General features: G+C 64.6%; 19 protein-coding genes. 7 read left to right on the top strand and 12 right to left on the bottom strand.

The window, feature by feature from the left end; translation table 11 throughout:
* Window positions 1-8: 8 nt before the first annotated feature.
* The 7 genes from M653_RS0105745 to M653_RS0105715 form a co-directional block, all read right to left on the bottom strand.
* Entirely contained in the window at window positions 9-950 is a 942-nt protein-coding gene (locus tag M653_RS0105745) for an alpha/beta hydrolase (protein WP_027142458.1), read from the bottom strand.
* A 216-nt stretch (window positions 951-1,166) separates the two neighbouring features.
* Window positions 1,167-1,949, bottom strand: coding sequence for a carnitinyl-CoA dehydratase (locus M653_RS0105740; RefSeq protein ID WP_027142457.1), 783 nt, complete (start codon window positions 1,947-1,949; stop codon window positions 1,167-1,169).
* Window positions 1,942-4,020, bottom strand: coding sequence for an acetate--CoA ligase family protein (locus M653_RS0105735; RefSeq protein WP_027142456.1), 2,079 nt, complete (start codon window positions 4,018-4,020; stop codon window positions 1,942-1,944). The genes M653_RS0105740 and M653_RS0105735 overlap by 8 nt, the downstream gene beginning before the upstream one ends.
* An 86-nt stretch (window positions 4,021-4,106) precedes the next feature.
* Window positions 4,107-5,270 (bottom strand): acyl-CoA dehydrogenase, encoded by a 1,164-nt coding sequence (locus tag M653_RS0105730; RefSeq protein ID WP_027142455.1) that lies wholly within the window; start codon window positions 5,268-5,270, stop codon window positions 4,107-4,109.
* A gap of 4 nt (window positions 5,271-5,274) precedes the next feature.
* Entirely contained in the window at window positions 5,275-6,369 is a 1,095-nt protein-coding gene (locus M653_RS0105725; protein WP_027142454.1) for a carnitine 3-dehydrogenase, read from the bottom strand.
* On the bottom strand, window positions 6,366-6,995 hold the full coding sequence (locus tag M653_RS0105720) for an HD domain-containing protein (RefSeq protein WP_027142453.1): 630 nt from the start codon (window positions 6,993-6,995) through the stop codon (window positions 6,366-6,368). The genes M653_RS0105725 and M653_RS0105720 overlap by 4 nt, the downstream gene beginning before the upstream one ends.
* 22 nt (window positions 6,996-7,017) lie before the next feature.
* Window positions 7,018-7,935, bottom strand: a complete 918-nt coding sequence (locus M653_RS0105715; protein ID WP_027142452.1) for a 3-keto-5-aminohexanoate cleavage protein — start codon at window positions 7,933-7,935, stop codon at window positions 7,018-7,020.
* A 79-nt stretch (window positions 7,936-8,014) separates the two neighbouring features.
* Between M653_RS0105715 and M653_RS0105710 the strand changes: the two genes are divergently transcribed.
* The gene (locus M653_RS0105710) at window positions 8,015-8,995 is read left to right on the top strand and encodes a GlxA family transcriptional regulator (RefSeq protein WP_027142451.1); all 981 of its coding nucleotides are present in this window, start codon (window positions 8,015-8,017) and stop codon (window positions 8,993-8,995) included.
* A 61-nt stretch (window positions 8,996-9,056) separates the two neighbouring features.
* Here M653_RS0105710 and M653_RS0105705 read toward each other — a convergent pair whose 3' ends face one another.
* Together M653_RS0105705 and xylA are read right to left on the bottom strand one after the other, a co-directional pair.
* Window positions 9,057-9,266 (bottom strand): hypothetical protein, encoded by a 210-nt coding sequence (locus M653_RS0105705; RefSeq protein ID WP_027142450.1) that lies wholly within the window; start codon window positions 9,264-9,266, stop codon window positions 9,057-9,059.
* 208 nt (window positions 9,267-9,474) lie between these two features.
* On the bottom strand, window positions 9,475-10,800 hold the full coding sequence (gene xylA, locus M653_RS0105700; RefSeq protein ID WP_027142449.1) for a xylose isomerase: 1,326 nt from the start codon (window positions 10,798-10,800) through the stop codon (window positions 9,475-9,477).
* A 113-nt stretch (window positions 10,801-10,913) separates the two neighbouring features.
* On the opposite strand from xylA, the gene M653_RS0105695 reads away from it, so the two are divergent.
* Window positions 10,914-11,276, top strand: coding sequence for a nuclear transport factor 2 family protein (locus tag M653_RS0105695; protein ID WP_027142448.1), 363 nt, complete (start codon window positions 10,914-10,916; stop codon window positions 11,274-11,276).
* Between the two features lie 197 nt (window positions 11,277-11,473).
* Here the strand turns inward: M653_RS0105695 and xylB are convergent, their stop codons facing one another.
* Together xylB and M653_RS0105685 are read right to left on the bottom strand one after the other, a co-directional pair.
* Window positions 11,474-12,928 carry a xylulokinase gene (gene xylB / locus M653_RS0105690; protein WP_027142447.1) on the bottom strand — a complete coding sequence of 485 codons (1,455 nt, stop codon included), beginning with the start codon at window positions 12,926-12,928 and terminating at the stop codon, window positions 11,474-11,476.
* A gap of 80 nt (window positions 12,929-13,008) precedes the next feature.
* Window positions 13,009-14,334 carry a tetratricopeptide repeat protein gene (locus M653_RS0105685; protein WP_027142446.1) on the bottom strand — a complete coding sequence of 442 codons (1,326 nt, stop codon included), beginning with the start codon at window positions 14,332-14,334 and terminating at the stop codon, window positions 13,009-13,011.
* 227 nt (window positions 14,335-14,561) lie between these two features.
* On the opposite strand from M653_RS0105685, the gene M653_RS0105680 reads away from it, so the two are divergent.
* Window positions 14,562-17,348, top strand: coding sequence for an autotransporter outer membrane beta-barrel domain-containing protein (locus M653_RS0105680; protein ID WP_027142445.1), 2,787 nt, complete (start codon window positions 14,562-14,564; stop codon window positions 17,346-17,348).
* 72 nt (window positions 17,349-17,420) lie between these two features.
* Here the strand turns inward: M653_RS0105680 and M653_RS0105675 are convergent, their stop codons facing one another.
* Complete coding sequence (locus M653_RS0105675; RefSeq protein ID WP_027142444.1) at window positions 17,421-18,044, bottom strand: LysE family translocator; 624 nt, start codon at window positions 18,042-18,044, stop codon at window positions 17,421-17,423.
* A gap of 248 nt (window positions 18,045-18,292) precedes the next feature.
* Between M653_RS0105675 and M653_RS0105665 the strand changes: the two genes are divergently transcribed.
* From M653_RS0105665 to M653_RS0105650, 4 genes are all read left to right on the top strand, one after another.
* Window positions 18,293-19,060, top strand: a complete 768-nt coding sequence (locus tag M653_RS0105665) for a L,D-transpeptidase (protein ID WP_027142443.1) — start codon at window positions 18,293-18,295, stop codon at window positions 19,058-19,060.
* Between the two features lie 213 nt (window positions 19,061-19,273).
* On the top strand, window positions 19,274-20,440 hold the full coding sequence (locus tag M653_RS0105660; protein ID WP_027142442.1) for a diphosphate--fructose-6-phosphate 1-phosphotransferase: 1,167 nt from the start codon (window positions 19,274-19,276) through the stop codon (window positions 20,438-20,440).
* A 136-nt stretch (window positions 20,441-20,576) separates the two neighbouring features.
* Window positions 20,577-21,251 carry an MBL fold metallo-hydrolase gene (locus M653_RS0105655; RefSeq protein WP_051442610.1) on the top strand — a complete coding sequence of 225 codons (675 nt, stop codon included), beginning with the start codon at window positions 20,577-20,579 and terminating at the stop codon, window positions 21,249-21,251.
* Between the two features lie 188 nt (window positions 21,252-21,439).
* Complete coding sequence (locus tag M653_RS0105650) at window positions 21,440-22,996, top strand: DegQ family serine endoprotease (protein WP_027142440.1); 1,557 nt, start codon at window positions 21,440-21,442, stop codon at window positions 22,994-22,996.
* The last annotated feature ends 10 nt before the right edge of the window (window positions 22,997-23,006 follow it).

Genomic DNA, 23,006 nt, shown 5'->3' with positions numbered 1-23,006 from the left:
ATTGGCGCCTACCAGGTCCAGCTGCCCTTTCCGAGCGTCGCCACCGCGTCGACGATGCGGGTGAAGCTCGCGCGGGCACGGCCGACGCTGTGCCGGGCCCTGAGGTAGCCGTGAACCAGGCCGGGTTCCTCGAACCAGGTGGCGCGCCCGCCTGCCGCGACGATGCGGTCACGATAAGCCTCGCCATCGGATGACAGCGGGTCGCACTCGGCGGTCATCAGCACGGTCGGCGGCAGGTTGGCGAAATCGGCATCGGCCAGCGGCGACAGCGTGATGTCACCGGTCTGGTCCACGCCCCCGGTGCGGATGTGCTTGTAGAATTCAAGGTCGCGCACCGTCAGCATCGGCGCTTCGGCGTGTGTCACATAGGAGCCGCGCGAGCGATCGCCGCCGAGGCCGGGATAGATCAGCACCTGGCCGACCGACTTTTTCGCATGGCCACGCGTCGCGTGCGCAACGGCGGCGCAAAGGTTGCCGCCGGCGCTGTCGCCGCACAGCACCACCGGGCGGTCGGAGCTCCCCGCGGCCCATTCGATGGCGGTCATCGCATCGTCGAAAGCGGCTGGGTGTAGATGCTCCGGCGCCAGCCGGTAATCGACCGAGACCACCTCATAACCGGTGCGGCCGCAAAGCTCGGCGCAGACATCGTCGTGGCTGTCCAGCCCGCCGAGGATGAAGCCTCCGCCATGGATGTAGAGCACCGTGGCGGCACGGTCCGGCGTCGCGTTGCGATAGATGCGGATTGGGATGTTGTTGGCAGGTGTGGCGATGGCGGTCGTCTCGGCCGTCACGCCTTGCGGATAGCCGGCAAAGAACTCGCGGCACATGCGGTCATAGATCTCGCGCTGCCGCGCGATCGTGTGGTCGATCGTGTCGGGCGGATAATAGGAATTGGTCCGCTCGATGAAGGCCCAGGTCTCGGCGTCGATGAGTTTTGCGTAGTCGGTCATGAACGGAGACCGGACAGCAATGAACGCGCCCAGGCGCCCCCCTCTGGCCTGCCGGCCATCTCCCCCTCAAGGGGGGAGATCGGATGTCGTCTCGGCTTTCGCCAACCGCCAACGTTTCCGGAAGAGCGCTGTCGGCAAGACCGCCGATCTCCCCCCTTGAGGGGGAGATGCCCGGCAGGGCAGAGGGGGGTGCCTTGCGCCATCATCTCCGCAGCGTCACTTGCCCTTCCAGACAGGCTCGCGCTTCTCCGCGAAAGCACGGAACCCTTCCATACCGTCCTCCGACCCATAGAGCGCGTCGACGGTCGGCAACTGCCGGCGCGTCACCTTGTTCATCGCATCCTGGAAGGTCAGCGATTCCGCCACCCTCGCCGTTTCCTTGATCGCTGCGAACACCAGCGGTGGGCCGCTGGCGAGCAGGCGGGCGATCTCCCAGACGCGGTCCTCCAGCTTTTCCTTGGGCAGCACCTCGTTGACCAGGCCCCAGCGATGCGCCTCGGCGACATCCATCCAGCGGCCGGTGAGCAGCAGGTCCATGGCGACATGGTAGGGGATGCGCTTCGGCAGCTTGATGGTCGCCGCGTCGGCCAGCGTGCCGGCGCGGATTTCGGGCAGCGCGAAGGAGGAATGATCGGAGGCATAGATGAGGTCGCAGGACAGCGCCAGCTCGAAGCCGCCGCCCACCGCCATGCCGTTGACGCAAGCGAGGACCGGCTTGTTCAGATCGCGCAATTCCTGCAGGCCGGCAAAGCCGCCGACGCCATAGTCGCCGTCGACCGCGTCGCCGCCGGCGGCGGCCTTCAAGTCCCAGCCGGCACAGAAGAACTTGTCGCCCGCGGTCTTGACGATGGCGACGCGCAGTTCCGGATCGTCGCGGAACGCCTTGAATGTCTCGCCCATCAGCCGCGAGGTCTTCAGGTCGATCGCATTGGCCTTGGGGCGGTCGAGCGTGACCTCGAGGATGGTGCCTTCGCGGCGGGTCGAAATGACGTCAGACATTCTTGTTCTCTCCCAGCACCAGCAGCGCGTCGGCGATCCAGGCGCCCTTGCCTTCCGTGCAGACGATCAGCGGATTGATGTCGAGTTCCTCGATCTCGCCGGCATTTTCCTGCACGAAGCCGGCAATCCCCGCGATGGCATCGATGGCGGCCTGGACGTCGGCCTTCGGCCGGCCGCGATAGCCTTCGAGCAGCGGGAACAGTTTCAGCCCGCGCAGCGCGGCTTCTATGTCGTCGCGGGTCGCCGGCAGCATCAGCGTGACGCTGTCGCGCAGCAACTCGACCAGCACGCCGCCGGTGCCCAGCGTCATGACAGCGCCGAACATCGGGTCTCGGGTGAAGCCAACGATCAGTTCGGCGACGCCGTCGCGCACCATGCGTTCGACATAGAGCCCGGTGCCCAGCGGCAGCAAGTCATGCGCCGCCGTGCTGACCGATTCGGCGTCCTTGAGGTTGAGCCTGACGGCGCCGACCTCGGACTTGTGTGTTACGCCAAGAGCCTTCAGGGCAACCGGAAACCCGAGCGCCATGGACGAGATCACCGCCTCGACGGCGTTGCCGGCCCGCTCGCCCTTGGGTACGGAAAGCCCCGCCTTGATCAGCCGCGCCTTGGCTTCGGCTTCGTCAGGTGTGACGCGCGGCACGTCGGATGCGCCGGCAGCCCTCGTGTCGACCGGCTGTGCCTGCGGCTCGCGCCAGGCCCAGCCGATAAAGGCCGCCGCCTGCGCGGCGTCCATTGCCTCGGAAATGCCGAACAGCGGCACCATGCCCCGCGCCATCAGCTCGGCCGTGTATTCCTCGGGCAGGTTCTCCGGCAGCGAGGAGACGATGGCACCATGCGCCTTGTTGGTCTTCAGCGCCGATTCGAAGGCGCGTAGCGTTGCCCACCAGTCGGTCACCGAGCAGCGGTCGGGGCGCGGGAAGTCGAGCACCAGCATGTTGAGGTCGAAGCCGCCCGACACCATGGCGGTGAAGGTGGCCGTCATTGCCGGCTCGTTGTTCCAGATGAAGGTGTGGTAGTCCAACGGATTGGCCACCGCGACCAGCGGCCCGAGCGTCGATTTGACATGGGCGCGATGGCTGTCGGTCAGCACCGGGAAGTTGACCCAGCGCCCTTCGGCGCTGTCGGCCATGACCGACGCCTCGCCGCCCGAACAGCTCATCGATGAGAGCCTGTACCCGGGCAACGGGCCGGTGATGTGCAGCAGCTTCAACGCCTCGATGAAGGCGGGGATGGAATCGACACGCGCGATGCCAAGCCGCTTCAGGAAGGCACCGGAAGCAGCGTCCGAGCCGGCAAGCGAGGCGGTGTGCGAGACGGTTGCTTGCCGCGCCTGTTCGGAGCGGCCGACCTTCATGGCGATGATCGGTTTTTTGAGCTCTCTCGCCCTGGCCGCCAGCCGCTCGAAGCCGGCTACCGAATCAAAAGCCTCGATGTGCAGGCCGAGCGAAGTCACCCGCTCGTCCTCGATCAGGCCAAGCGCCATTTCCGACAGGCCGGTCTGCGCCTGGTTGCCGGCGGTCATCAGGAAGGCGATCGGCAGGCCGCGCTTCTGCATCGTCATGTTGATGGCGATGTTGGACGACTGGGTGATGATGGCGACACCCTTGCCGCCCTCGTCCAGCCTGATGCCGCCATGCTGGTCGGGCCACAAGAGCGCACCATCGGCATAGTTGATCAGGCCATAGCAATTCGGCCCGATGATCGGCATCTGGCCGGCGGCGGCGACCAGTTCGGCCTGCAGCCGTTCGCCATCCTCGTCATAGGCCTCGGTTTCGAGGAAACCGGCGGCGAAGCAGACGGCGCCGCCGGCGCCGCGCTCGGCGAGCGCCTTGATCACCTCAATGGTCAGATGCCGGTTGACGCCGACAAAGGCCGCATCCGGCGCGGCGGGCAGATCCGCCACCGACCGGTAGGCCTTGCGCCCGGCAACCTCGTCCTTGGTCGGATGCACCGGCCAGATCTCACCGGCAAACCCCATCTTGATCGATTGCGCCACGACGGCGGCGGCCTGCACGCCACCGAACACGGCGATCGATTTCGGGCGCAGAAGGCGTTCGAGTTTATGCATGGTCATCTTTTCGTTTTGAGCACGATCTCAGGACAAACCATCCCGTTTGCCCGACAAAACCGGATGCCGGTCTTGGCTATCATGCTCTAAGCGCCGAAGGGACGCAGCAGCGCCCGCGAAATAATATGTCGCTGAATCTCCGATGTGCCTTCCCAGATGCGCTCGACGCGGGCGTCGCGCCAGATGCGTTCCAGCGGAAGGTCATCCATCAGCCCCATGCCGCCATGGATCTGGATCGCCTCGTCGGCGACGAAGGCAAGCATTTCGGTGGCCTTCAGCTTGGCCATGGCCATGTCCTGGTCGGTGACGATGCCCCGATCGTACTTCCAGCCGGCTTCGAACACCATCAGGTCGGCGGCCTTCAGTTCCGTCGCCATGTCGGCAAGCTTGAACGACACGCCCTGGAACTTGCCGATCTGCTGGCCGAACTGCTGGCGCTGCGCGGCATATTCGACCGCATGGCCAAGCGCCCGCTCGGCGCGGCCTAGGCAGGTGGCGCCGACCTGCAGGCGCGTCGCGCCGAGCCAGGAATTGGCGACATCGAAGCCCTTGTGCACCTCACCCAGGACCTGGGATGCCGGCAGGCGGCAGTCGTCGAATTCGAGGATAGCGTTGGTATAGCCACGATGCGAGACGTTGCGATATCCGTCGCGCACCGTAAATCCCTTGGTGCCCTTGTCGACGAAGAAGGCGGTGATCTTCTTGCGTTTTCCACGCTGTGAATCCTCCTCGCCCGAGGCCATGAAGACGATGGCGAAATCGGCAAGATCGGCGTGCGAGATAAAATGCTTGGTGCCGTTCAGCACCCAGTCGTCGCCATCCTGCACGGCGGTCGCCTTCATGCCGCGCAGGTCGGAGCCGGCGCCGGGCTCCGTCATCGCCAGGCAATCCCATTTCTCGCCGCGGATGCAGGGGAAAAGGTACTTTTCACGCTGTTCCGGCGTGCCGGCGAGCAGGATGTTGGAGGGGCGCGCAACGCAGGTCCAGTGCAGCGCGTAATTGGCGCGGCCAAGCTCCTTCTCGTAGAGCAGCCAGGTCACCGTATCGAGACCCGCGCCGCCGACATCGGCCGGCATGTTCGCCGCATAGAGCCCGGCATCGATCGCCTTGGCCTTGATCTCTTCGATCAGCTCGCGGCGCAGCACGCCGGTGCGCTCGACCTCGCGTTCATGCGGATAAAGCTCGTTCTCGACGAAGGCGCGCGTCGTCTCGACAATGAGTTTCTGCTCTTCCGAAAGACCGAAATCCATGGTCTCAGCCCTTCTTCTTTTTCTTCGGCTTTTCGGCCCGCTTTACCGGCTTGGCGGCCTTGGCCCTTTCGGCCGCCTTGGAAGCCACGGGCTTCTTCGCCGCCAGCTTGGCGAGTTGCTTGGTATAGTCCTTGTGCAGCGCGCCGGCGCCCCAGCCCTTGCCCTTGTTCTGCTTCGACAGCGCGTCCATGATCGCGACCAGATTGTCGTCGCGGATCTTTTCCAGCTCGCGGATCGACAGGCCGTGCGCCTGGTCGTCCGACTGGGTGGCGATCAGGTCGACCAGCTCGTCGTTGAATTCCGGCACGTCCATCAGCTTGGTCCACGGCCATTTCAGGCACGGTCCGAACTGCGCCATGAAGTGGCGCATGCCGGCTTCGCCGCCGGCGACGCGATAGACCTGGAACATGCCCATCTGCGCCCAGCGAAGGCCGAAGCCATAGCGCATAATGTCGTCGAGTTCCTCGACCGTGCAAATACCGTCCTTGATCAGCCACAGCGCCTCGCGCCAGGCGGCTTCAAGCAGGCGGTCGCCGACAAAAGCCTCGATTTCCTTGCGGATGACGACCGGCTTCATGCCGATCGAAGCGTAAATTTCCTTGGCGACTTCGATCGCTTCGGGGAAGGTCTGGTCGCCGCCGACGATCTCGACCAGCGGCAGCAGATAGACCGGGTTGAACGGATGGCCGACGACCAGCCGCTCCGGATGCTTCTTCATCGCCACCTGCATGTCGGTCGGCTTGATGCCAGAGGTCGACGAACCGACAATGGCGTTGGCGGGCGCATGGGTGTCGATCTCCGCCAGCACCTTGTGCTTGAGGTCGAGCCGTTCCGGCACGCTCTCCTGGATGAAATCGGCATCGGCGACGGCCTCGGCGATGGTCTTGGCGAAGGTCAGCTTGCCTTCCTTGGGCAGGCCGCCGGGAACCATCTGCTTGTAGGCGCGGCGCGCGCCCTTCATCACTTCCGAGACCTTGCGCGAGGCCTCCGGATCGGGATCGAAGATCGAGACGTCGATGCCGTTCAAGAGCAGCCGCGCCACCCAGCCGGCGCCGATGACGCCGCCGCCGATGGCGGCCGCCTTGTTGATGATGCTCATTGAGAGGCTCCGGTTCTTGTCCTGGCGGTTTCGGGATCGGTGAGAGGCACGCGCTCGCCAGCGCGAATGACTGATGGGTCGTAGGCCTTGCGGGCAAAGACTTCGAGCACGAAGCGCCGGAAGAATTCGATCGGCAGCGTCTCATAGTCGGGGTCGAAGCTCGACTGGTCCCAGCGCTCGCAAAACGCATCGCAATCGTCGAAATACGCATGGCCGGCGAAGCGGTCGCGCGCATGGCGATTGCCGCCGAGATGGTGGGCGTAGTAGAGGCGCTGGAAATCGCCGTGCTTCTCCACCACCCAGGTGCATTGCTCGCGCACGAAGGGTTTCAGGATCGACGCGGCGTATTCGTCGTGATTGTAGGGCGCATAGATGTCGCCGATGTCGTGCAGCAGCGCGCAGGCGATCCAGTCGGTGTCGGCGCCGTCGCGCCAGGCGCGCGTCGCCGCCTGCAGCGAATGGCCGAGCCGGGTGATCTTGTAGCCGGAAAGGCCCTCGTCGAGCTGCACCAGCGCGTCGAGCAGCCGCTCGCCGGTCTTGGCCGCATAGTCGGTTTCGTGAGCGGTCAGGAACTCGTAGTCTTGCCTGTCGCCATCCTTCATCGCGGTGAATTTTACGGTAGCCATATCGACCCTCCCTGCGAATAATTTATGCCGCTATCGGCGCTCGCTTGGTCAGGTTGAGCTTCTTGCGGACTTCCTCCGGCCCCAGGATCCTGGCGCCCAGATTGGTGATGATCGAGGCGGCGCGCTCGACCAACTGCGCATTGGTCGCCAGCACGCCCTTGTCGAGCCACAGATTGTCCTCGAGCCCGACGCGGACATTGCCGCCGGCAAGCACCGCCGCCGCTGCATAGGCCATCTGGTTGCGGCCGATGGCGAAGGCCGACCAGTTCCATGTCGACGGCACGTTGTTGACCATCGCCATGAAGGTGTTGAGGTCGTCGGGCGCACCCCACGGCACACCCATGCAAAGCTGCACCAGCGCGTCGGGGTTGAGCACCTTTTCCTCGACCAGCTGCTTGGCGAACCAGAGATGCCCGGTGTCGAAGGCCTCGATCTCGGGCTTGACGCCGAGCGCCGTCATCATGCCGCCCATGGCGCGCAGCATGCCGGGCGTGTTGGTCATGACATAGTCGGCTTCGGCGAAATTCATGGTGCCGCAGTCCAGCGTGCAGATTTCCGGCAGGCATTGGCGCACATGTTCCATGCGGTTGGTGGCGCCGCCCATGTCGGTGCCCTTTTCGTTGAGCGGCAGCGGCGCTTCCGGCGAGCCGAACACCATGTCGCCGCCCATGCCGGCGGTCAGGTTCAGGATGACGTCGACGTCCGCCGCGCGGATGCGCTCTGTCACTTCGCGGTAGAGATGCACGTCGCGCCTGGGCTTGCCGGTTTCGGGGTCGCGCACATGGCAGTGGACGATGGCAGCGCCTGCCTTGGCCGCATCGATCGCCGAATCGGCGATCTGCTTGGGCGAGCGCGGCACATGCGGCGAGCGGTCCTGCGAGCCGCCGGAACCCGTCACGGCGCAGGTAATGAAGACCTCACGGTTCATTGCAAGCGGCATCGAAACTCTCCTCCCATACGAAACAGCCGCTAGCATCGCTCGACTTGATCCAAGCTGCTTTGCGTTTTACGAAGGCGGTATGATCAAAAGCGAAAAACCGGATATCTTTCGCACCGAGCGCACGCCGCTCAAGGTGACGTTGCTGGTGTTTTCCGGCTCGTCGATCATGTGCGTGGCCTCCGCCGTCGACCCGCTGCGCGCCGCCAATCGCATTTCCGGCGAGACCCTGTTCGATTTCAAGCTGGTCTCGGTGACGGGCGAGGCGCCGGTCACCACATGCGGCCTGCCGGTGGCGGTCAGCGGCCGTTTCGACGCCAATGAGGCAACCGACGTGCTGGTCGTCGTCGCCGGCTTCGGCACCCAAAACTATGCCACATCGGCTCTCCTCTCAGCTTTGCGGCGGGCGGCGCGAGCGGCCCGTGCGTGCGGCGGCGTCGAGGCCGGCACCTGGCTGGTGGCGCGCGCCGGCCTGCTGGAAGGCCGCAGCGCCACCACCCACTGGGAGGACATGGAGGATTTTTCCTCGGCCTTTCCCGGCGTCGATGTCCGGCCGGACCGCTATGTCATCGACGGGCCTGTGTTCACCTCGGGCGGCGCGTCCCCGACCTTCGACCTGATGCTGCATCTCATTCGCACGCGCCTCGGCATGGCGGTGGCGCTCGACGTCGCCAGCGTCTTCATCTACGACCAGGCGCGGGCCGCGACCGATGCGCAGCCGCTGGTCTCGCTCGGCCGGCTCGACGGCTATGATCCGCGGCTGGCGCAGGCGATCCGGCTGATGGAATCGCATGTCGATCAGCCGCTGACCATAGAGGCGGTTGCCAGGCGCGCCGGGGTGACGGCACGGACGCTGGAAAGCATCTTTCGCAAGTCGATCGGCGAGACGCCGGGCGCCTATTATCTCAGGCTGCGCCTGGGTGCCGCGCGTCGGCTCGTGGTCGACACGCGGATCGCCATGGCGGATATCGCCGGGCGGACGGGGTTCTCGTCTGCCGCGGCCTTTTCCAGAGCATTTTCAAGAGCTTTTGGCGAAGCCCCGGTCAGGCTTCGCCGGGGGTAGTGCAGGTCGCCCAAAACCGTGTAGCGGTTTTGGGGCAACGACATGCACAGGTAAAGAGAGCTTATGCCGCATTCTGGCGGTCGCTGCCGCCATCGATCTGTGAGCGCATCTGCCGCGCGAGATGGGTCTCGAAGCGGCTGGCAACGGCGCGGTCCCATTCATTGGTGCTGCGTGCGCCCTGCTTTGGATGCGGCATTGCCATCAGCCGGTCGATGATCGATCCGGCCTCGCCAGGTGAGAGCAGGGCGTCGATTTCACGTTCGTTCTGCATATCGGTTCGCCTCCTTCTTCCTCTCCCGCCACGAGCAATATCTATACGAGATTCGTGACGGCAGTTTGAAGGCAAGAGCTGGGCGATTGAGGGGCGCTTAGGGGCAAAACCTTGTCGTCGGTTTCAGCATGGCGCGCAAAAGGTTTCCGCGCGCCAAGCTTTCGAATCGCATAGTGCGCCGGCTTGGATTGCCGGCGGTCAGGCAGCGTCAGACGTAGCGGTTGACGATGTTTTCGAGCAGTTCCTGGCGGCCGGAGCGCGGCTGCGGTTCGATCTTCTTCTTCACCACGCGCTCGGCGATCTCTTCCAGCGTGCGCTTGCCCGACAGCATTGCCTTGGCCTCGGCGCCGTTCCAGCCGGCGTAGCGTTCTGCGAGCGGACCCGACAGCGCCTTGTCCTCGACCATGCGGGCCGCCGCCTTCAGGCCGCGCGCACAAGAATCCATGCCGCCGATATGACCGATCAGCAGGTCCTGCGGGTCGAGCGACTGGCGGCGCAGCTTGGCGTCGAAATTGGTGCCGCCGGTCTTGAAGCCGCCGGCCTGGAGGACCTGGTAATAGGCCAGCGCCATCTCCGGCACATTGTTGGGGAACTGGTCGGTGTCCCAGCCCGACTGGTAATCGTTGCGGTTCATGTCGATCGACCCGAAGACGCCGAGCGCATTGGCCAGCGCCAGTTCGTGCTCGAAGGAATGGCCGGCCAGGATGGCGTGGCCCTGCTCGATGTTGAGCTTGACCTCCTTCTCCAGGCCGAAGCGCTTGAGGAAGCCGTAGACGGTCGCGACGTCGTAGTCATATTGGTGCTTTGTCGGCTCCTGCGGCTTCGGCTCGATCAGGATGGTGCCCTTGAAGCCGATCTTGTGCTTGTAGTCGACGACGAGGTTCAGGAAACGGCCGGCCTGTTCCTGCTCGCGGGCAAGGTCGGTATTGAGCAGCGTCTCATAGCCCTCGCGCCCGCCCCACAGCACGTAGTTCTCGCCCTTCAGCCGCTTGGTGACGTCGATGCAGCTCTTCACCGTCGCCGCGGCGTAGGCAAACACATCCGGATCGGGATTGGTCGCGGCACCCGACATGAAACGGCGGTTGGAAAACAGGTTCGCCGTACCCCACAGAAGCTTGACCCCGGTCTGCTTCATCTTTGCGGCGAAATAGTCAGCGATTTCATCGAGGCGGGCCGCACTTTCGGAGAAATCCTTGCCCTCGGGCCGAACATCTGCGTCGTGGAAGCAGAAATAAGGCGCGCCGAGCAGCGAGAACATCTCGAAGGCGACATCCGCCTTCAGTTTCGCCAGTTCCATCGTGTCGACGCCGCCGGCCTTGGGGAACCAGGGACGGTCGAAGGTCTGGCCGCCGAACGGGTCGCCGCCGGGCCAGGCGAAGGAATGCCAGTAGGCGACGGCAAAGCGCAGGTGGTCTTCCAGCCGCTTGCCGGCCACCACTTCGTCGGGATTGTAGAAGCGATAGGCCAGCGGATTGGTCGAATCCGGGCCTTCATATTTGATTTTCTGGATGTCGCCGAAAAAGCCGCTGCTCATGGTTCTCTTCCTCTCCAAGATAGTTTTGCCTGATTACCTCAGGCGTAATTGGTTTCACGCCGGCGCTGGTCGAAAACGGTCATGTCAAAACCCTCAAACGAAGGAGACAGACCATGACCGACCTCAACACGATCGCTCAGAATTACATCACCGCCTGGAACGAAGCCGATGCCGACCGCCGGGCGGCCTTGCTCAAGACGACTTTCACCGAAGACGTCAGCTATCGCGATCCGCTCATGCAGGGCGACGGCCATAAAGGCGTCGCCGCGCTGATCGACGGTGTGCAGCAACGCTTTGCCGGCTTCCGCTTCTCGCTGAAGGGCACGCCGGACGGCTTTGCCGACAAAATCCGCTTCTCCTGGAACCTCGGACCCGAGGGCACCCCCTCCGTCATCGAAGGCACCGATATCGGAATCATCGAGAACGGCCGCCTGAAGAGCGTCACCGGTTTCCTCGATAAGGTGCCGGCTCAGTGAGGGCGACTTGGAAAGGGGGATGCGAGGCGCCCCCCTCTGGCCTGCCGGCCATCTCCCCCTCAAGGGGGGAGATTGGCTGATTTTTCCGCCTTCGCCATCCCCCAGCATTCCAGGATTGGCATAGCCATCAACGCTGCCGATCTCCCCCCTTGAGGGGGAGATGCCCGGCAGGGCAGAGGGGGGTGCCTGGCGCCAACTCACGCGGTTACTGCTTTGATCGCCGGATACAGTGCCCGGTAACGCTGGTATGCATCCGCGTAGGCACCGGCCAGACCGGAATCTGGTTCGATCGTGGCGTCGGTCTTCGGCGCGGAGCACACAGCCAGCGGATCGGCGCCCGTCGCGGCTATCAGGCCGAGCCGGGCGGCACCAAAGGCGGCGCCGAAATCGCCGTCGGCGGGGATGTCGACCGGCAGTTGCAGCGCGGTGGCGATCGCCTTCAGCCAGTAGCGCGAGCGCGAGCCGCCGCCGATCGCGGTCACGCGCGTCAAGGTCGTGCCGGCCGTCTTCAACGCTTCGAGGCTGTCGCGGAAGGCAAACGCGACGCCTTCGAGCACGGCCTGGGTTAGAACGGCGCGGCCCGATTCATGCGCGAGGCCAGTGAAGGAACCGCGAACGGCCGAATCATTGTGTGGGGTACGCTCGCCTGAGAGATAGGGCAGGAACGACACGCCGGTCGGCGCTTTCAGCGCCTCGCCGAGTTCCGATGTCAGCTCGCCGGCGCCCTTGCCCGTGATCTCGCACAGCCAGTTGAGCGAATCGGTTGCCGATAGGATGACGCCCATTTGGTGCCAGGTGTCGGGCAGCGCATGGCAGAAGGTGTGCACCGCGCTTGCCGGGTTCGGCAGGTAGGACGCGTTTGCGGCAAACAGCACGCCCGACGTGCCGAGGGAGACAAATGCCTGGCCGGCGCCGACCGTGCCCATGCCGCAAGCGGAAGCCGCATTGTCGCCGGCGCCGCCGGCGATCGGGATGCCAGCCTCGATACCCCATTGCGATGCGAGTTCGGCGCGCAGACCGCCGGCCTTCGCGGTGCCCTCGACCAGCGCTGGCATATGGCTCTCGTCAAGCGATGTCGCGGCGAGCAGGTCCGCGGACCAGCACCGCTTGCCGACGTCGAGCCAGGACGTGCCGGCCGAGTCGGACATTTCGGAAATATGTTCGCCGGTCAGCCAAAGCCGCAGGAAATCCTTCGGCAAAAGCACCTTTGCCGCCTTGGCGAAGACAGCGGGCTCGTTGTTCTTCACCCAGGCGAGTTTCGGCGCGGTGAAACCGGGAAATACAATGTTGCCGGTGAGCGCGCGGAAGCGCGGATCGGCATCGAGGGCCGCTGCCTCGAGATGGCTGCGCGTATCGTTCCACAGGATGCAGGGGCGCAGCACCTGATCGGCCGCATCGAGCAAGGTCGCGCCATGCATCTGGCCGGACAGGCCGATGCCCTTCACCGCGGCGAACTGCTTGGGATAGGACGTCTTCAGTTCGGCGATCGCATCCTCGCAGGCGCGTATCCAATGCAGCGGATCCTGTTCGGACCAGCCAGGATGTGGCCGAGAGACATCAAGCGTGCCATGGCCGGAGCCGATGACGCCCTGTCCGGCATCGATCAGCAGCGCCTTGACGCCCGATGTGCCTAGGTCGAGGCCGAGATACATGGTTTCCTCCCACGTCTTTATTTTTTTCGGAGCCCGAAAAATATACTTGAGCCAGTTTCTAAGGCAAGATCCGCTCCGGGTCAATTCTCTGACAAATCGGCGGCACGTCGCGAAAACAGCGCCGACAGCGGACTGTCCGGCCGCGCCGTCGAGCGCTCCGTCGTCAGTGCCTGGGCGAGCGCGCCGTCGCCGGCGCGCAGGGCGGCCTCGATCAGCGTGAGATCGATGACGTCGCGCTGCGCGTGGCTGCCGCCAAAGCGATGGGCGATGGCCCGGATCGGACCGATCAGCCGGATGGTTTCGGCGTAGTTGCCCTCTCCGAACGCCTTGATGGCAAGCGTCAGGGGATGGCCGACATCCCTGGTGAATGCGGCGTTGTCGTCATTGCCGCGCATGGCCTCGCGCTGTGCTTCGAGCAAGATCCGGGCCGGAGCGTCGAGCCCGGCGCCGACGAAGGCCATCATCGCATGGGCGTCGTTGAAGGCATAGTTGCCGGCGCGGGCCTTGGGCACCCAATTGGCGGCCAGTGCTGCCCAGCGGTCACCGACATCGGCGCCGCCAAGATGGAGCCGCCACAGGATCGCCGACGCATCGACCATGTTGAGCGCCAGCGTCGATCTGGCGCCGTAGATCGGCCCGTCATAGAGCTCCAGCACCTCGCCAGTCTCGCCGAGATCGTAGTGGAACAGCGCCAGATGCCACCAATTGTGGACCTGGAGGAAGCTCTCCTTCGTCCAGGCTTCGGGATCGGCACGCATCCAGGCGATGCCATCCCTTTGCCGGCTTTGCATCTCCATCACGTGGGCGACCGCATGTTGCGCCCAGCCGTCGCGCGGTTCGATCTCGACCGCTGTACGACCGAGCCTTTCGGCCTGCGTATATTCGCTCATCTCTTCGAGCCCAAAAGCCTGCATGCCGAGGATGGCGTGGTAACCCGGCATGTCGGTCCGCCATGAGGACAGGGCACGGGCGATGCGGTCGCGCAGCATGCGGGCGTTGCCGGTGAAGAAATCGACCTGGTGTCCGACCTGGAGCGCCACGGCGTCGAGCGGGAAATCGATCGCTATGTCCTGCAGGATGCCGGAGGCCTGATGCCAGCGCCCGTTGGCGAGGTGGCCGAGGGCCGAGACATGCGCCCGCTCGCGCGTTGTCGCGGCAAGCGGCAGTGCCGCCTCGTGGCAGGTCTTGGCCATGGCCGTCGCCTTCGGTTCGGTGGCAAGGCCGAAAAGGTAGCCCTTGAAGACATGCGCCATGACGAAACCGGGATCCTGCGCGATGGCGCGGTCGACGGAGTTCACCGGATCGCCAACGAAACACTGCAATTCGCGTACGGCCTGGCTATAGGGTGCGAATCCCGCGTCCGTCGCGCCCGAAAATGCCAAGCCGAATGCGTCCCGGATAGTCATGCGAGAGTCCTTGGTCGGCGCCCGATGGGCATGATGCCCCTCGGTCCAACGTGATCTTAAAGCATGGGCCACGACGACGCCAAATCACGGGCACATCTGCACCATGTCAGCTATTTTTGCAGTTCATCAACCATGAGAGGTAGATTAGGCTTTGTAAAAGCGAACGAATTGTGGCTTCATTGCGGCGCGGGTAAGGGGCTTGAAATCGCGATCTGAGAGGGGACGCGATGCGGCACTTTGAAATACAGCTTCCGAACAGCGGCTCGGAGCACATCGGCAAGGCTATTTCTTCGGCACGGCGAAGGCCCAGGCGAATCAATCCTGGGTTTATTAGCTTACTTGCAACTACATCGATGATGTTGCTGCCTGGCTCCGCGGCCTTCGCGGCATGCGTGCTGGTTCCGTCTCCGGGGAATGACACCTTCACTTGCGATAGTGGTGATTCGGGCGGCAGCCTCAACGATATCAACGGCAACAACACGCTGATCTTTCCCGCCGGCGGTACCGGCCAGGTGAGCGGCAACGTCACTTTCGGCGCCGGCACGGACCGCATCGACATGCAGTCCGGCACCATCACCGGCACGGTCGATCAGGGTGACGGCACGGATTTCTTCACCATCGGCGGCGGCATCGTCTCCGGCAATGTCCAGCAGGGCGCCGGCATCGACGACTTCAACATGAGCGGCGGCCTGGTCGGTTCGCTGAACCAGGGCGACGGGCTGGACACCTTCACCATGACCGGCGGGCGCATCATCGATTTCTTCGACGATGGCGACCGTGCCGTGATGACCGGCGGCCGCATCGGCCGTGTCAACATGAAGCTCGACAAGAACTATTTCAACATGTCGGGCGGCATCATCGACCGCAACCTCGTCACCGGCTTCGATCAGGACACCATCATTCTCTCCGGGGGCACGATCGGCGGCAACATCAGCGTCAGCGGCGGCAACGACAGCGTGACGATAACAGGCGGCACGGTAGGCGGCGATGTGCTGATGAGCTTCGGCGCCGACAATTTCGTCTGGAACGGCGGCGGCATCATCTATGGCTCGGTCGACCTCGGCGCCGACAACGATACCGCCAAGCTCAGCAATCTCACCAAGGCCAATCTTGGCGGAGCCGATGCGCTGAATGGCGGCCTGGGCACCGATGCGCTCACCTTCGACAACGTCAAGCTGGACGGCATCGCCAGGGTCCAGAACTGGGAAACCATCGACGCCACCAACGACACCCAGCTGATCCTGGACGGCAATCTCGTGCTGGGCGACAGCGGCACGGGCACCGGAAAGCTCAGCGTCGACCAGGCAAGCACGCTCTATGGCGGCGGCTTCAACAGCTCCATCCAGGCCTTTACCGCGGGACAGCTGGCCAAAGTGGTCAATGCCGGCCGCATCGACCTGACCAACGGCAGCACCGGCGCCACCGATCGCCTGACCATATCGGGCAATTATGTCGGGATGGGCGGGTTGCTCCTCCTCCAGACCGAGCTTGGCGACGACAGCTCCGCTTCCGACCGGCTGGTGCTGTCCGGCGGCACGGCCTCGGGCTCGACCGGCATTGCCGTGGTCAATGTCGGCGGCGCCGGGGCGCAGACCACGTCCGACGGCATCATGCTCGTCCAGGCGGTCAACGGCGCTACGTCGAGCGCCGGCGCCTTTGCCCTTGATGCGCCGGTCGCTGCCGGCGCCTTCGAATATTATCTCTTCAAGGGCGGCGTCAGCGCCGGGAGCGAGCAGAACTGGTATCTGCGATCGACCCTGAACACACCGGCAACACCGGCCGCTGGGCCGTCGGCGCTCGAACCGCCCCCGCAGCCAGAGCCGGAGGCGCCGCGGACCGAGCCGCCGCCACCACCGTCCGAGCTGCCGCCGGTGCCGGTGCCGACCGATGGCGACATCAACAACCCGCCGGTCGATTCGACACCGCCGGTGCAGGCGAGCGACCCCGAGCCCGAGGCGCCACCGGCACCGCCGCCAGCGCCACCAGCGGATCCGCCACCGCCACCGCCGGTGGTGCCGACCGCCGTGCCGGACCTGCCGACGCCGGCAGCCGGCGAGACGATCCTGCTCTACCGCGTCGAGGTGCCCACCTACTCGGCTTTGCCGCCGGTGGCCGAGCATCTGGCGATGACGACACTCGGCACCTTCCACGAGCGGCGCGGCGAACAGAGCCTGTTGTCGAACGCGGAGCTGTCGCCGGTGTGGGGCCGCATCTACGGCCAGGACGCCAAGATGGGCTGGTCGGGAACGGTGTCGCCGTCCTTCGACGGCACCTTGTTCGGCCTGCAGGCGGGCTTCGACGTCTTCGGACGCGAAACCGCGTCGGGGGCGATCGATCGCGCCGGCCTGTTCGTCGCCTATGCCAGCATGAAGGGCGATGTGCGCGGCCAGGCACTGGGGCAGAATGATCTGTCCGTCGGCAAGCTCGACGCCAACGGCACCAGTGTCGGCGGCTACTGGACCCGCCTCGGCCAAGGCGGCTGGTACCTCGACGGCGTCCTCATGGCCACCTTCTTCGGCGGCGACGCCACGTCGTCGCGCGACGTCGGTATCGATATTGGCGGAACAGGTGTCACCGCCTCACTGGAGGGCGGCTATCCCATAGCGCTGGCGCAGGGCTGGACGCTCGAACCGCAGGCGCAACTGATCTGGCAGCATCTGTCGCTCGACGATACCAAGGATCGTTTCTCGTCGGTTTCCTTCGACAGCGACGGCAGCGTCACCGGCCGGCTGGGCGCTCGCCTGCAAGGCGAGACCACTGTCAACGGCATAGCGCTGCAGCCTTACCTCAAGGCCAATATCTGGCATGATTTCGGCGGCACCGACCGTGTCAGCTTCGACACCACCGACACCTCGACCGAGGGCAGGTCGACCTCGTTCGAGTTCGGCGGCGGCATCGTTGCCAAAGTGACGGACAAGGTCAGCATCTTCGCCACCGGCGATTACACCACCAACCTCGGCGGCGACAAGCGCCGCATCCTCGAGGGCAATCTGGGCTTCAGCGTCAAATGGTAAAGCAAGCAGCCGTGACGAGGTTCAGCCTGCCTGCAAATGGCCTGACCTGAATCTCAACACACCTTGGATGTGTTAATTGCTGGACCGCATCGCCACCGTGGCGATGCCGGCGCCGACCAGCAGCGTGCCGCCGGTGCGGTTGAAGATGCGGATCGCCTTGGGGTTGCGCACCACGTTGCGGGCGCGCGCCGCGATCAGCGCGTAACCGAAGGCGTTGGCGAAGGCGAGCGCCAGGAACGTCGTCTCGAAGACCAGCATCTGCGTCCAGAAATTGGCATGCCGGTCGAGAAACTGCGGCAGGAAGGCGACGAAGAAGGTGATGCTCTTCGGGTTGAGCGCGGTGACCAGCCAGGCATGCGCCATCATCTTGGCCGACGACACCGTGTCGGTGCGCGGTTCGGCCTTCAGCGTACCGCCGGCGCGGAACAGTTTCACGCCGAGATAGATCAGATAGCCGGCGCCGATCAGCTTCAGGATGGTGAAGACAGTGGCGGAAGCCGCAAGCAGCGCGCCGATGCCCAGCATCGACAGGGTCATGGCGGTGAAGTCGCCGAGCGCCACGCCGACGGCCATCGGCAAGGCGGTGCGCCAGCCCTGGCCCAGCGCATAGGACACGACCAGAAGGATGGTCGGGCCCGGGATGATGAGAAGGATGCTCGACGCGGCAGCGAAGGCGGCCCAGTTTTCGAAGGACATGCTCGTCTCCCTTGAGCTTAAAGAAGAGGATAAATCCTTGGGTCCCGAAGAATGTAAAGGGCCGAATCTTTGTTTTGGCGCATTCCGGCCGCCAACCGGGACGCACATCAATTGCGCCAGTGTCAGTTCGCGCCGCTCGGCAAAGGCAAGCAGCGCAAGGCATTCACGCTTTATCAACCATGAATGATGAAAATGCCCGCTATCCCGGCCGGACCGTGCTTCCCGCCGAAAGCGTAGGGTTTGGGTATATGCGTGAGTTGCCGCAAGGTCCGACGCCGCCACGAAACGGCGACGCAATCGAAACCGATTTTCTTCTCTCGCGCCGCGCCGTCCTGTCCGGGGCCGGCGCTTTGGCGCTGCTTGGCGTCGCCGGCTGTTCGACTTCGGGTGGTGGCGAGCTGCCGGCGCTCCAGCTCGACGATACGGTTACGGGTTCGGTGCCGATCCGGCCCTCGATCAGCGTCGACAAGAACATCACCGGTCCCGATGTCATGTATGCTTCCTTGACGGACAACGGCTTCAACGTGCCCGAGGTGCCCTATCTCAAGGTCAAGCCGGAATTCCGCCGCCAGATCGTCGTCGACACCACTGGCGAGGCGCCCGGCACCATCGTCGTGCATCTCAAGGAACGCATGCTTTATCTTGTCCAGCCGGGCGGCGACGCCATCCGCTACGGCGTCGGCATCGGCAAGGACGGCTTTCGCTGGTCCGGCCGCGCCAACATCCAGTACGGCCGGGAATGGCCGACCTGGACGCCGCCGCCCGAAATGATCCAGCGCAAGCCCGAACTGGTGAAGTGGCAGGGCGGCCAGCCCGGCGGCCTCACCAATCCGCTCGGCGCCCGCGCGCTCTACATCTACCAGGACGGCAAGGACACCGGCTACCGCATCCATGGCTCGCCCGAATGGTGGAGCATCGGCCAGGCGATGTCGTCGGGCTGCGTGCGCCTGATCAACCAGGACATCATCGACCTCTACAGCCGGGTGTCGAAGAAAAACCCCGTCGTCGTCATGTGATCGTGGCCGCGGTTTGCGGCCGCCAGACTCTTCCGTTGCGCGAGGCGACAAGACAGGCCAAGGTGCCTTGAAAACCATCGCCTAGAGCCGGATGATTTCCGGTCCGTTTGGACCTGAAATCTGAATCCGTCTCTAAATCTAAGAATCAGAGCATGATGTCGTCCGAAAACCGCTTCACACTTTTCGGCATCATGCTCTAGGGAGACGTCAGGAATGGCCGGAACTTTTGTCATCGCGCAGGGCGGCGGCCCGACCGCCGTCATCAACCAGACCGTTGTGGGCGCCACGCTGGAGATCCGCAAGCGTCATCCCGGCGCCAAGGTGCTGGGCTCCATCCACGGCGTGCGCGGCATCCGTGACGGCAACTATGTCGACCTTTCCGCCATCCCGGAGGACCGGCTGCGGCTGATCGCCGGAACGCCGAGCGCCGCGCTCGGCTCGACGCGCGACAAGCCGGATGCCGCCTATTGCGAGGTCATCCTGAAGGGCCTGCAGAAGGCTGGCGCCGACGCCTTCATCTATATTGGCGGCAACGACACCTCGGGCACGCAGCAAATCCTGACCGATGCCGCCGGCGGCAAGATCGCCTTCGTCCATGCGCCGAAGACGATCGACAACGATCTCGAGGAAAACGACCATACGCCGGGCTTCATTTCGGCGGCCGAATTCGTCGCCGGCGCCTTCCTGTCCGTCGATCTCGATTTCCGCGCGCTGCCCGGCATCTATGTCGGCATCGTCATGGGCCGGCATGCCGGGTTCCTGACCGCGGCGGCGGCTGCCTGGCAACTCGACCCCGACAGCGGCCCGCATCTCGTCTACGTGCCGGAGCGGCCGTTCTCCGCCGCCGGCTTCATCGACGACGTGCGCGCCACGCTCGACCGCCACAAGCGCTGCATCGTCGCCGTGTCGGAAGGCGTCAGCACCGCCGACGGCAAGGCGCTGGTCGAAAGCCTGGTGCCGGCGGATAAGCTCGAGCGCGACCAGCACGGCAACGTCAAACTGTCGGGCAGCGACCTGCCGGCGGCGCTCGAACGGGCATTGGCCGAGGGGCTGCCGGGCAAGCGAGCACGCGTCGACGCGCTCGGCTACATGCCACGCGGCTATGTCGGCGCCATCAGCGCGGTCGACGCGCAGGAGGCCTTCGATGCCGGCGCCTTCGCCGTCGGCGTCGCCGAACAGGGCGGCGGCTCGGTGGCGCTGCAATATGATGGCAGCAAGATAGTGCTGAGGAAGGTGCCGCTGAAAAACGTCGCCGGCAAGACCCGCCACATGCCCGACGATTTCATGAGGCCCGACGCCAACCAGCTTTCCGAGACCGGCATGGCCTATCTCAAGCGGCTGGTGCCGGAAAAATACAAGGTCGGAAAGCCGTTCGTCTGATGCCCCGGCTCATACCTGATGCCCTGGCTCATACCTGATGCCCCGGCTCATACCTGATGCCCGGCCTGCACATTATCCGGATTCTCACGTGAACTCAGGCTGGTTCTCCAGGCGCATCTTCGACGACAGAACGACGATGCTGACCGAGCCGTTCGTGCACGACTATGTTCGCGCCAATATCTGGCATCTGACCGGCCGCGATGCCGACCTTCTGGTCGATACCGGCATGGGTATCTGTCCGCTGGCGCCGCAGATAAGGACGCCCGAAGGCAAGCCGCTTCTGGTCGTCGCCACCCACATCCACCTCGACCATGTCGGCTCGCTGCACGAATTCCCGCTGCGGGCCGGGCCAAGGATGAGCGCGGCGCAATTCGAGAGCATGGATGAGGCCGCGACCTACGCCTACATGTTCCATGATCTCGAGGGCGCCGTTTCGAAACTGCCGGCGCCAGGGTGGAAATCGGCCGACTATGCGATACCGCCGGCGCCGTTGACGCGCACGCTCGACGAAGGCGACGTGGTCGACCTCGGCGATCGCCGGTTTCGGGTGCTGCATCTGCCCGGGCACTCGCCGGATTCGATCGCGCTGTTCGACGAAGCCGATGGCCTGTTCTTCAGCGGCGACGCCATCTATGACGACACGCTGATCGACGATTTGCCGGATTCCGACCGGGAAGCCTATGCCAACACCATGCGGCGCCTGCTCGACCTGCAGATCCGCGTCGGCCATGGCGGCCACGGCCCGAGTTTCGACGGCAAGCGCATGCGCGAAATCGCGTCGGCCTATCTGCGATCCGTAAGCGCCCGCTGAATTAAATCTTCGTAAGGTCGGGCAAAAACCCTAAATTGGGCCATTCCGGACCCTAAATACCGGATTGTCGATCCGGCCGGCCGCCATGTACGGCGAGACAGGCCACCCGGTCGTCGACACGCTGACGGGTGCTTTCTCCCACGAGCTGCCCGCGGCGCCGGATCAACTCTCGCCCGGACAGAACGACCATGTCACCCCTAGGTATTCTTCGTAGGCATCGCGTCGCCGCCCTGCTGGGCGCCGCGCTGATCATCTCCCCCGCCGTCGTCTCCCTCGCTCAAAATGCCGGCAATGGCGGCTTGAGCAATGTCGCCGCGACGACCCAGACTCCTGTCGCCGGAATAACGGCTCCGAACGGATCGTTCGCGCCAACCGTGGCCGCGGCCAAGCCCGCTGTCGTCACCGTCACAACAGTCATGAAAGCGCAGCCGGAAGTTATGAGCGAAGGTTCGCCTGACGGTTCGCCCTTTGGCGGCAACTCGCCTTTCGATGACTATTTCCACCAGTTCTTCGGCGATCAGGGCATGCCTGCTCCCAAGACGCCTCCGCAACAGCAGTCGCCGCGCGCCGAGGCGCTCGGTTCGGGCTTCATCGTCAGTGCCGACGGCACCATCGTCACCAACAACCACGTCGTCGACGGCGCGACCTCGATCAAGGTGACGCTCGACGACGGCACGGAGCTTCCGGCCAAGCTGGTCGGTCACGATGCCAAGAACGATCTCGCCGTGCTGAAGATCAAGGCCAACAAGGCCTTGCCGACCATCAAGTGGGGCGACTCCGACAAGCTCATGACAGGCGACCAGGTGCTGGCGATCGGCAATCCGTTCGGCATCGGCACCACGGTAACGGCCGGCATCGTCTCGGCGCGTGGCCGCGACCTGCACAGCGGGCCGTTCGACGATTTCATCCAGATCGACGCACCGATCAATCACGGCAATTCCGGCGGCCCGCTGGTGGATGTCAGCGGAAATGTCGTCGGCATCAACACCGCGATCTATTCGCCGAACGGCGGCAGCGTCGGGGTCGGCTTCGCCATTCCGTCGGACCAGGCTGAGAAGGTGGTCGCCAAGCTGATGAAGGGTGGCGACATCGAATACGGCTACCTCGGCGTCGAGATCCAGCCCGTCACCCCGGACGTGGCCAACGCAATCGGGCTCGACCATCCCGGCGGTGCCTTGGTCTCGCAGGTCAATGACGGGTCGCCCGCGGCCAAGGCCGGCATCGAAAGCGGCGATGTCATCACCGGCTTCGCCGGGCAGGACGTCAAGGATCCCAAGGATCTTTCGCGGGCTGTCGCCGACGTCGCGCCGGGTGCCAGGGAGACACTGGATGTCTGGCGCAAGGGCAAGGCCGCACAGATTTCCGTCGATGTCGGACGCAACAGCGACGATGTGAAGACGGCAACGACTGGCAACTCCAGCGCGCCGGGCACCGATGGGTCCCGCGCGCCGGCCATCGGCCTCGGCCTGATGGACATCACGTCCGACATCCGCCGGCAGATGAACCTCCCCGAGACCGAACACGGCGCGGTGGTTGCCAGCGTCAATCCCGACAAGCCGGCAGCGGCTGCCGGCATCCAGCCGGGCGATGTCATCGTCGCCGTCAACCAGGCCCCGGTGAAGAGCGCGAAGCAGGTGACCCAAGCGATTTCCCAAGCCGGCAAATCCGGACGCAGGTCGGTGCTGCTTCTGGTGGAGCGTGGCGACACGCAGATTTATGTCGCCGTGCCGTTCGCCAATGGCTGACACGNANCNC

The organism is Mesorhizobium sp. WSM3626 (genome assembly GCF_000513935.1).
GTDB lineage: Bacteria > Pseudomonadota > Alphaproteobacteria > Rhizobiales > Rhizobiaceae > Mesorhizobium > Mesorhizobium salmacidum.
Note: the sequence above shows the minus strand (reverse complement) of the source record. Positions and strands in the feature narration are given on the sequence as shown.

Coding starts and splice junctions, on each gene's coding strand:
- M653_RS0105745 (WP_027142458.1), bottom strand. CDS start 950: ATGACCGACTACGCAAAACTCATCGACGCCGAGACCTGGGCCTTCATC.
- M653_RS0105740 (WP_027142457.1), bottom strand. CDS start 1,949: ATGTCTGACGTCATTTCGACCCGCCGCGAAGGCACCATCCTCGAGGTC.
- M653_RS0105735 (WP_027142456.1), bottom strand. CDS start 4,020: ATGCATAAACTCGAACGCCTTCTGCGCCCGAAATCGATCGCCGTGTTC.
- M653_RS0105730 (WP_027142455.1), bottom strand. CDS start 5,270: ATGGATTTCGGTCTTTCGGAAGAGCAGAAACTCATTGTCGAGACGACG.
- M653_RS0105725 (WP_027142454.1), bottom strand. CDS start 6,369: ATGAGCATCATCAACAAGGCGGCCGCCATCGGCGGCGGCGTCATCGGC.
- M653_RS0105720 (WP_027142453.1), bottom strand. CDS start 6,995: ATGGCTACCGTAAAATTCACCGCGATGAAGGATGGCGACAGGCAAGAC.
- M653_RS0105715 (WP_027142452.1), bottom strand. CDS start 7,935: ATGCCGCTTGCAATGAACCGTGAGGTCTTCATTACCTGCGCCGTGACG.
- M653_RS0105710 (WP_027142451.1), top strand. CDS start 8,015: ATGATCAAAAGCGAAAAACCGGATATCTTTCGCACCGAGCGCACGCCG.
- M653_RS0105705 (WP_027142450.1), bottom strand. CDS start 9,266: ATGCAGAACGAACGTGAAATCGACGCCCTGCTCTCACCTGGCGAGGCC.
- xylA (WP_027142449.1), bottom strand. CDS start 10,800: ATGAGCAGCGGCTTTTTCGGCGACATCCAGAAAATCAAATATGAAGGC.
- M653_RS0105695 (WP_027142448.1), top strand. CDS start 10,914: ATGACCGACCTCAACACGATCGCTCAGAATTACATCACCGCCTGGAAC.
- xylB (WP_027142447.1), bottom strand. CDS start 12,928: ATGTATCTCGGCCTCGACCTAGGCACATCGGGCGTCAAGGCGCTGCTG.
- M653_RS0105685 (WP_027142446.1), bottom strand. CDS start 14,334: ATGACTATCCGGGACGCATTCGGCTTGGCATTTTCGGGCGCGACGGAC.
- M653_RS0105680 (WP_027142445.1), top strand. CDS start 14,562: ATGCGGCACTTTGAAATACAGCTTCCGAACAGCGGCTCGGAGCACATC.
- M653_RS0105675 (WP_027142444.1), bottom strand. CDS start 18,044: ATGTCCTTCGAAAACTGGGCCGCCTTCGCTGCCGCGTCGAGCATCCTT.
- M653_RS0105665 (WP_027142443.1), top strand. CDS start 18,293: ATGCGTGAGTTGCCGCAAGGTCCGACGCCGCCACGAAACGGCGACGCA.
- M653_RS0105660 (WP_027142442.1), top strand. CDS start 19,274: ATGGCCGGAACTTTTGTCATCGCGCAGGGCGGCGGCCCGACCGCCGTC.
- M653_RS0105655 (WP_051442610.1), top strand. CDS start 20,577: ATGCTGACCGAGCCGTTCGTGCACGACTATGTTCGCGCCAATATCTGG.
- M653_RS0105650 (WP_027142440.1), top strand. CDS start 21,440: ATGTCACCCCTAGGTATTCTTCGTAGGCATCGCGTCGCCGCCCTGCTG.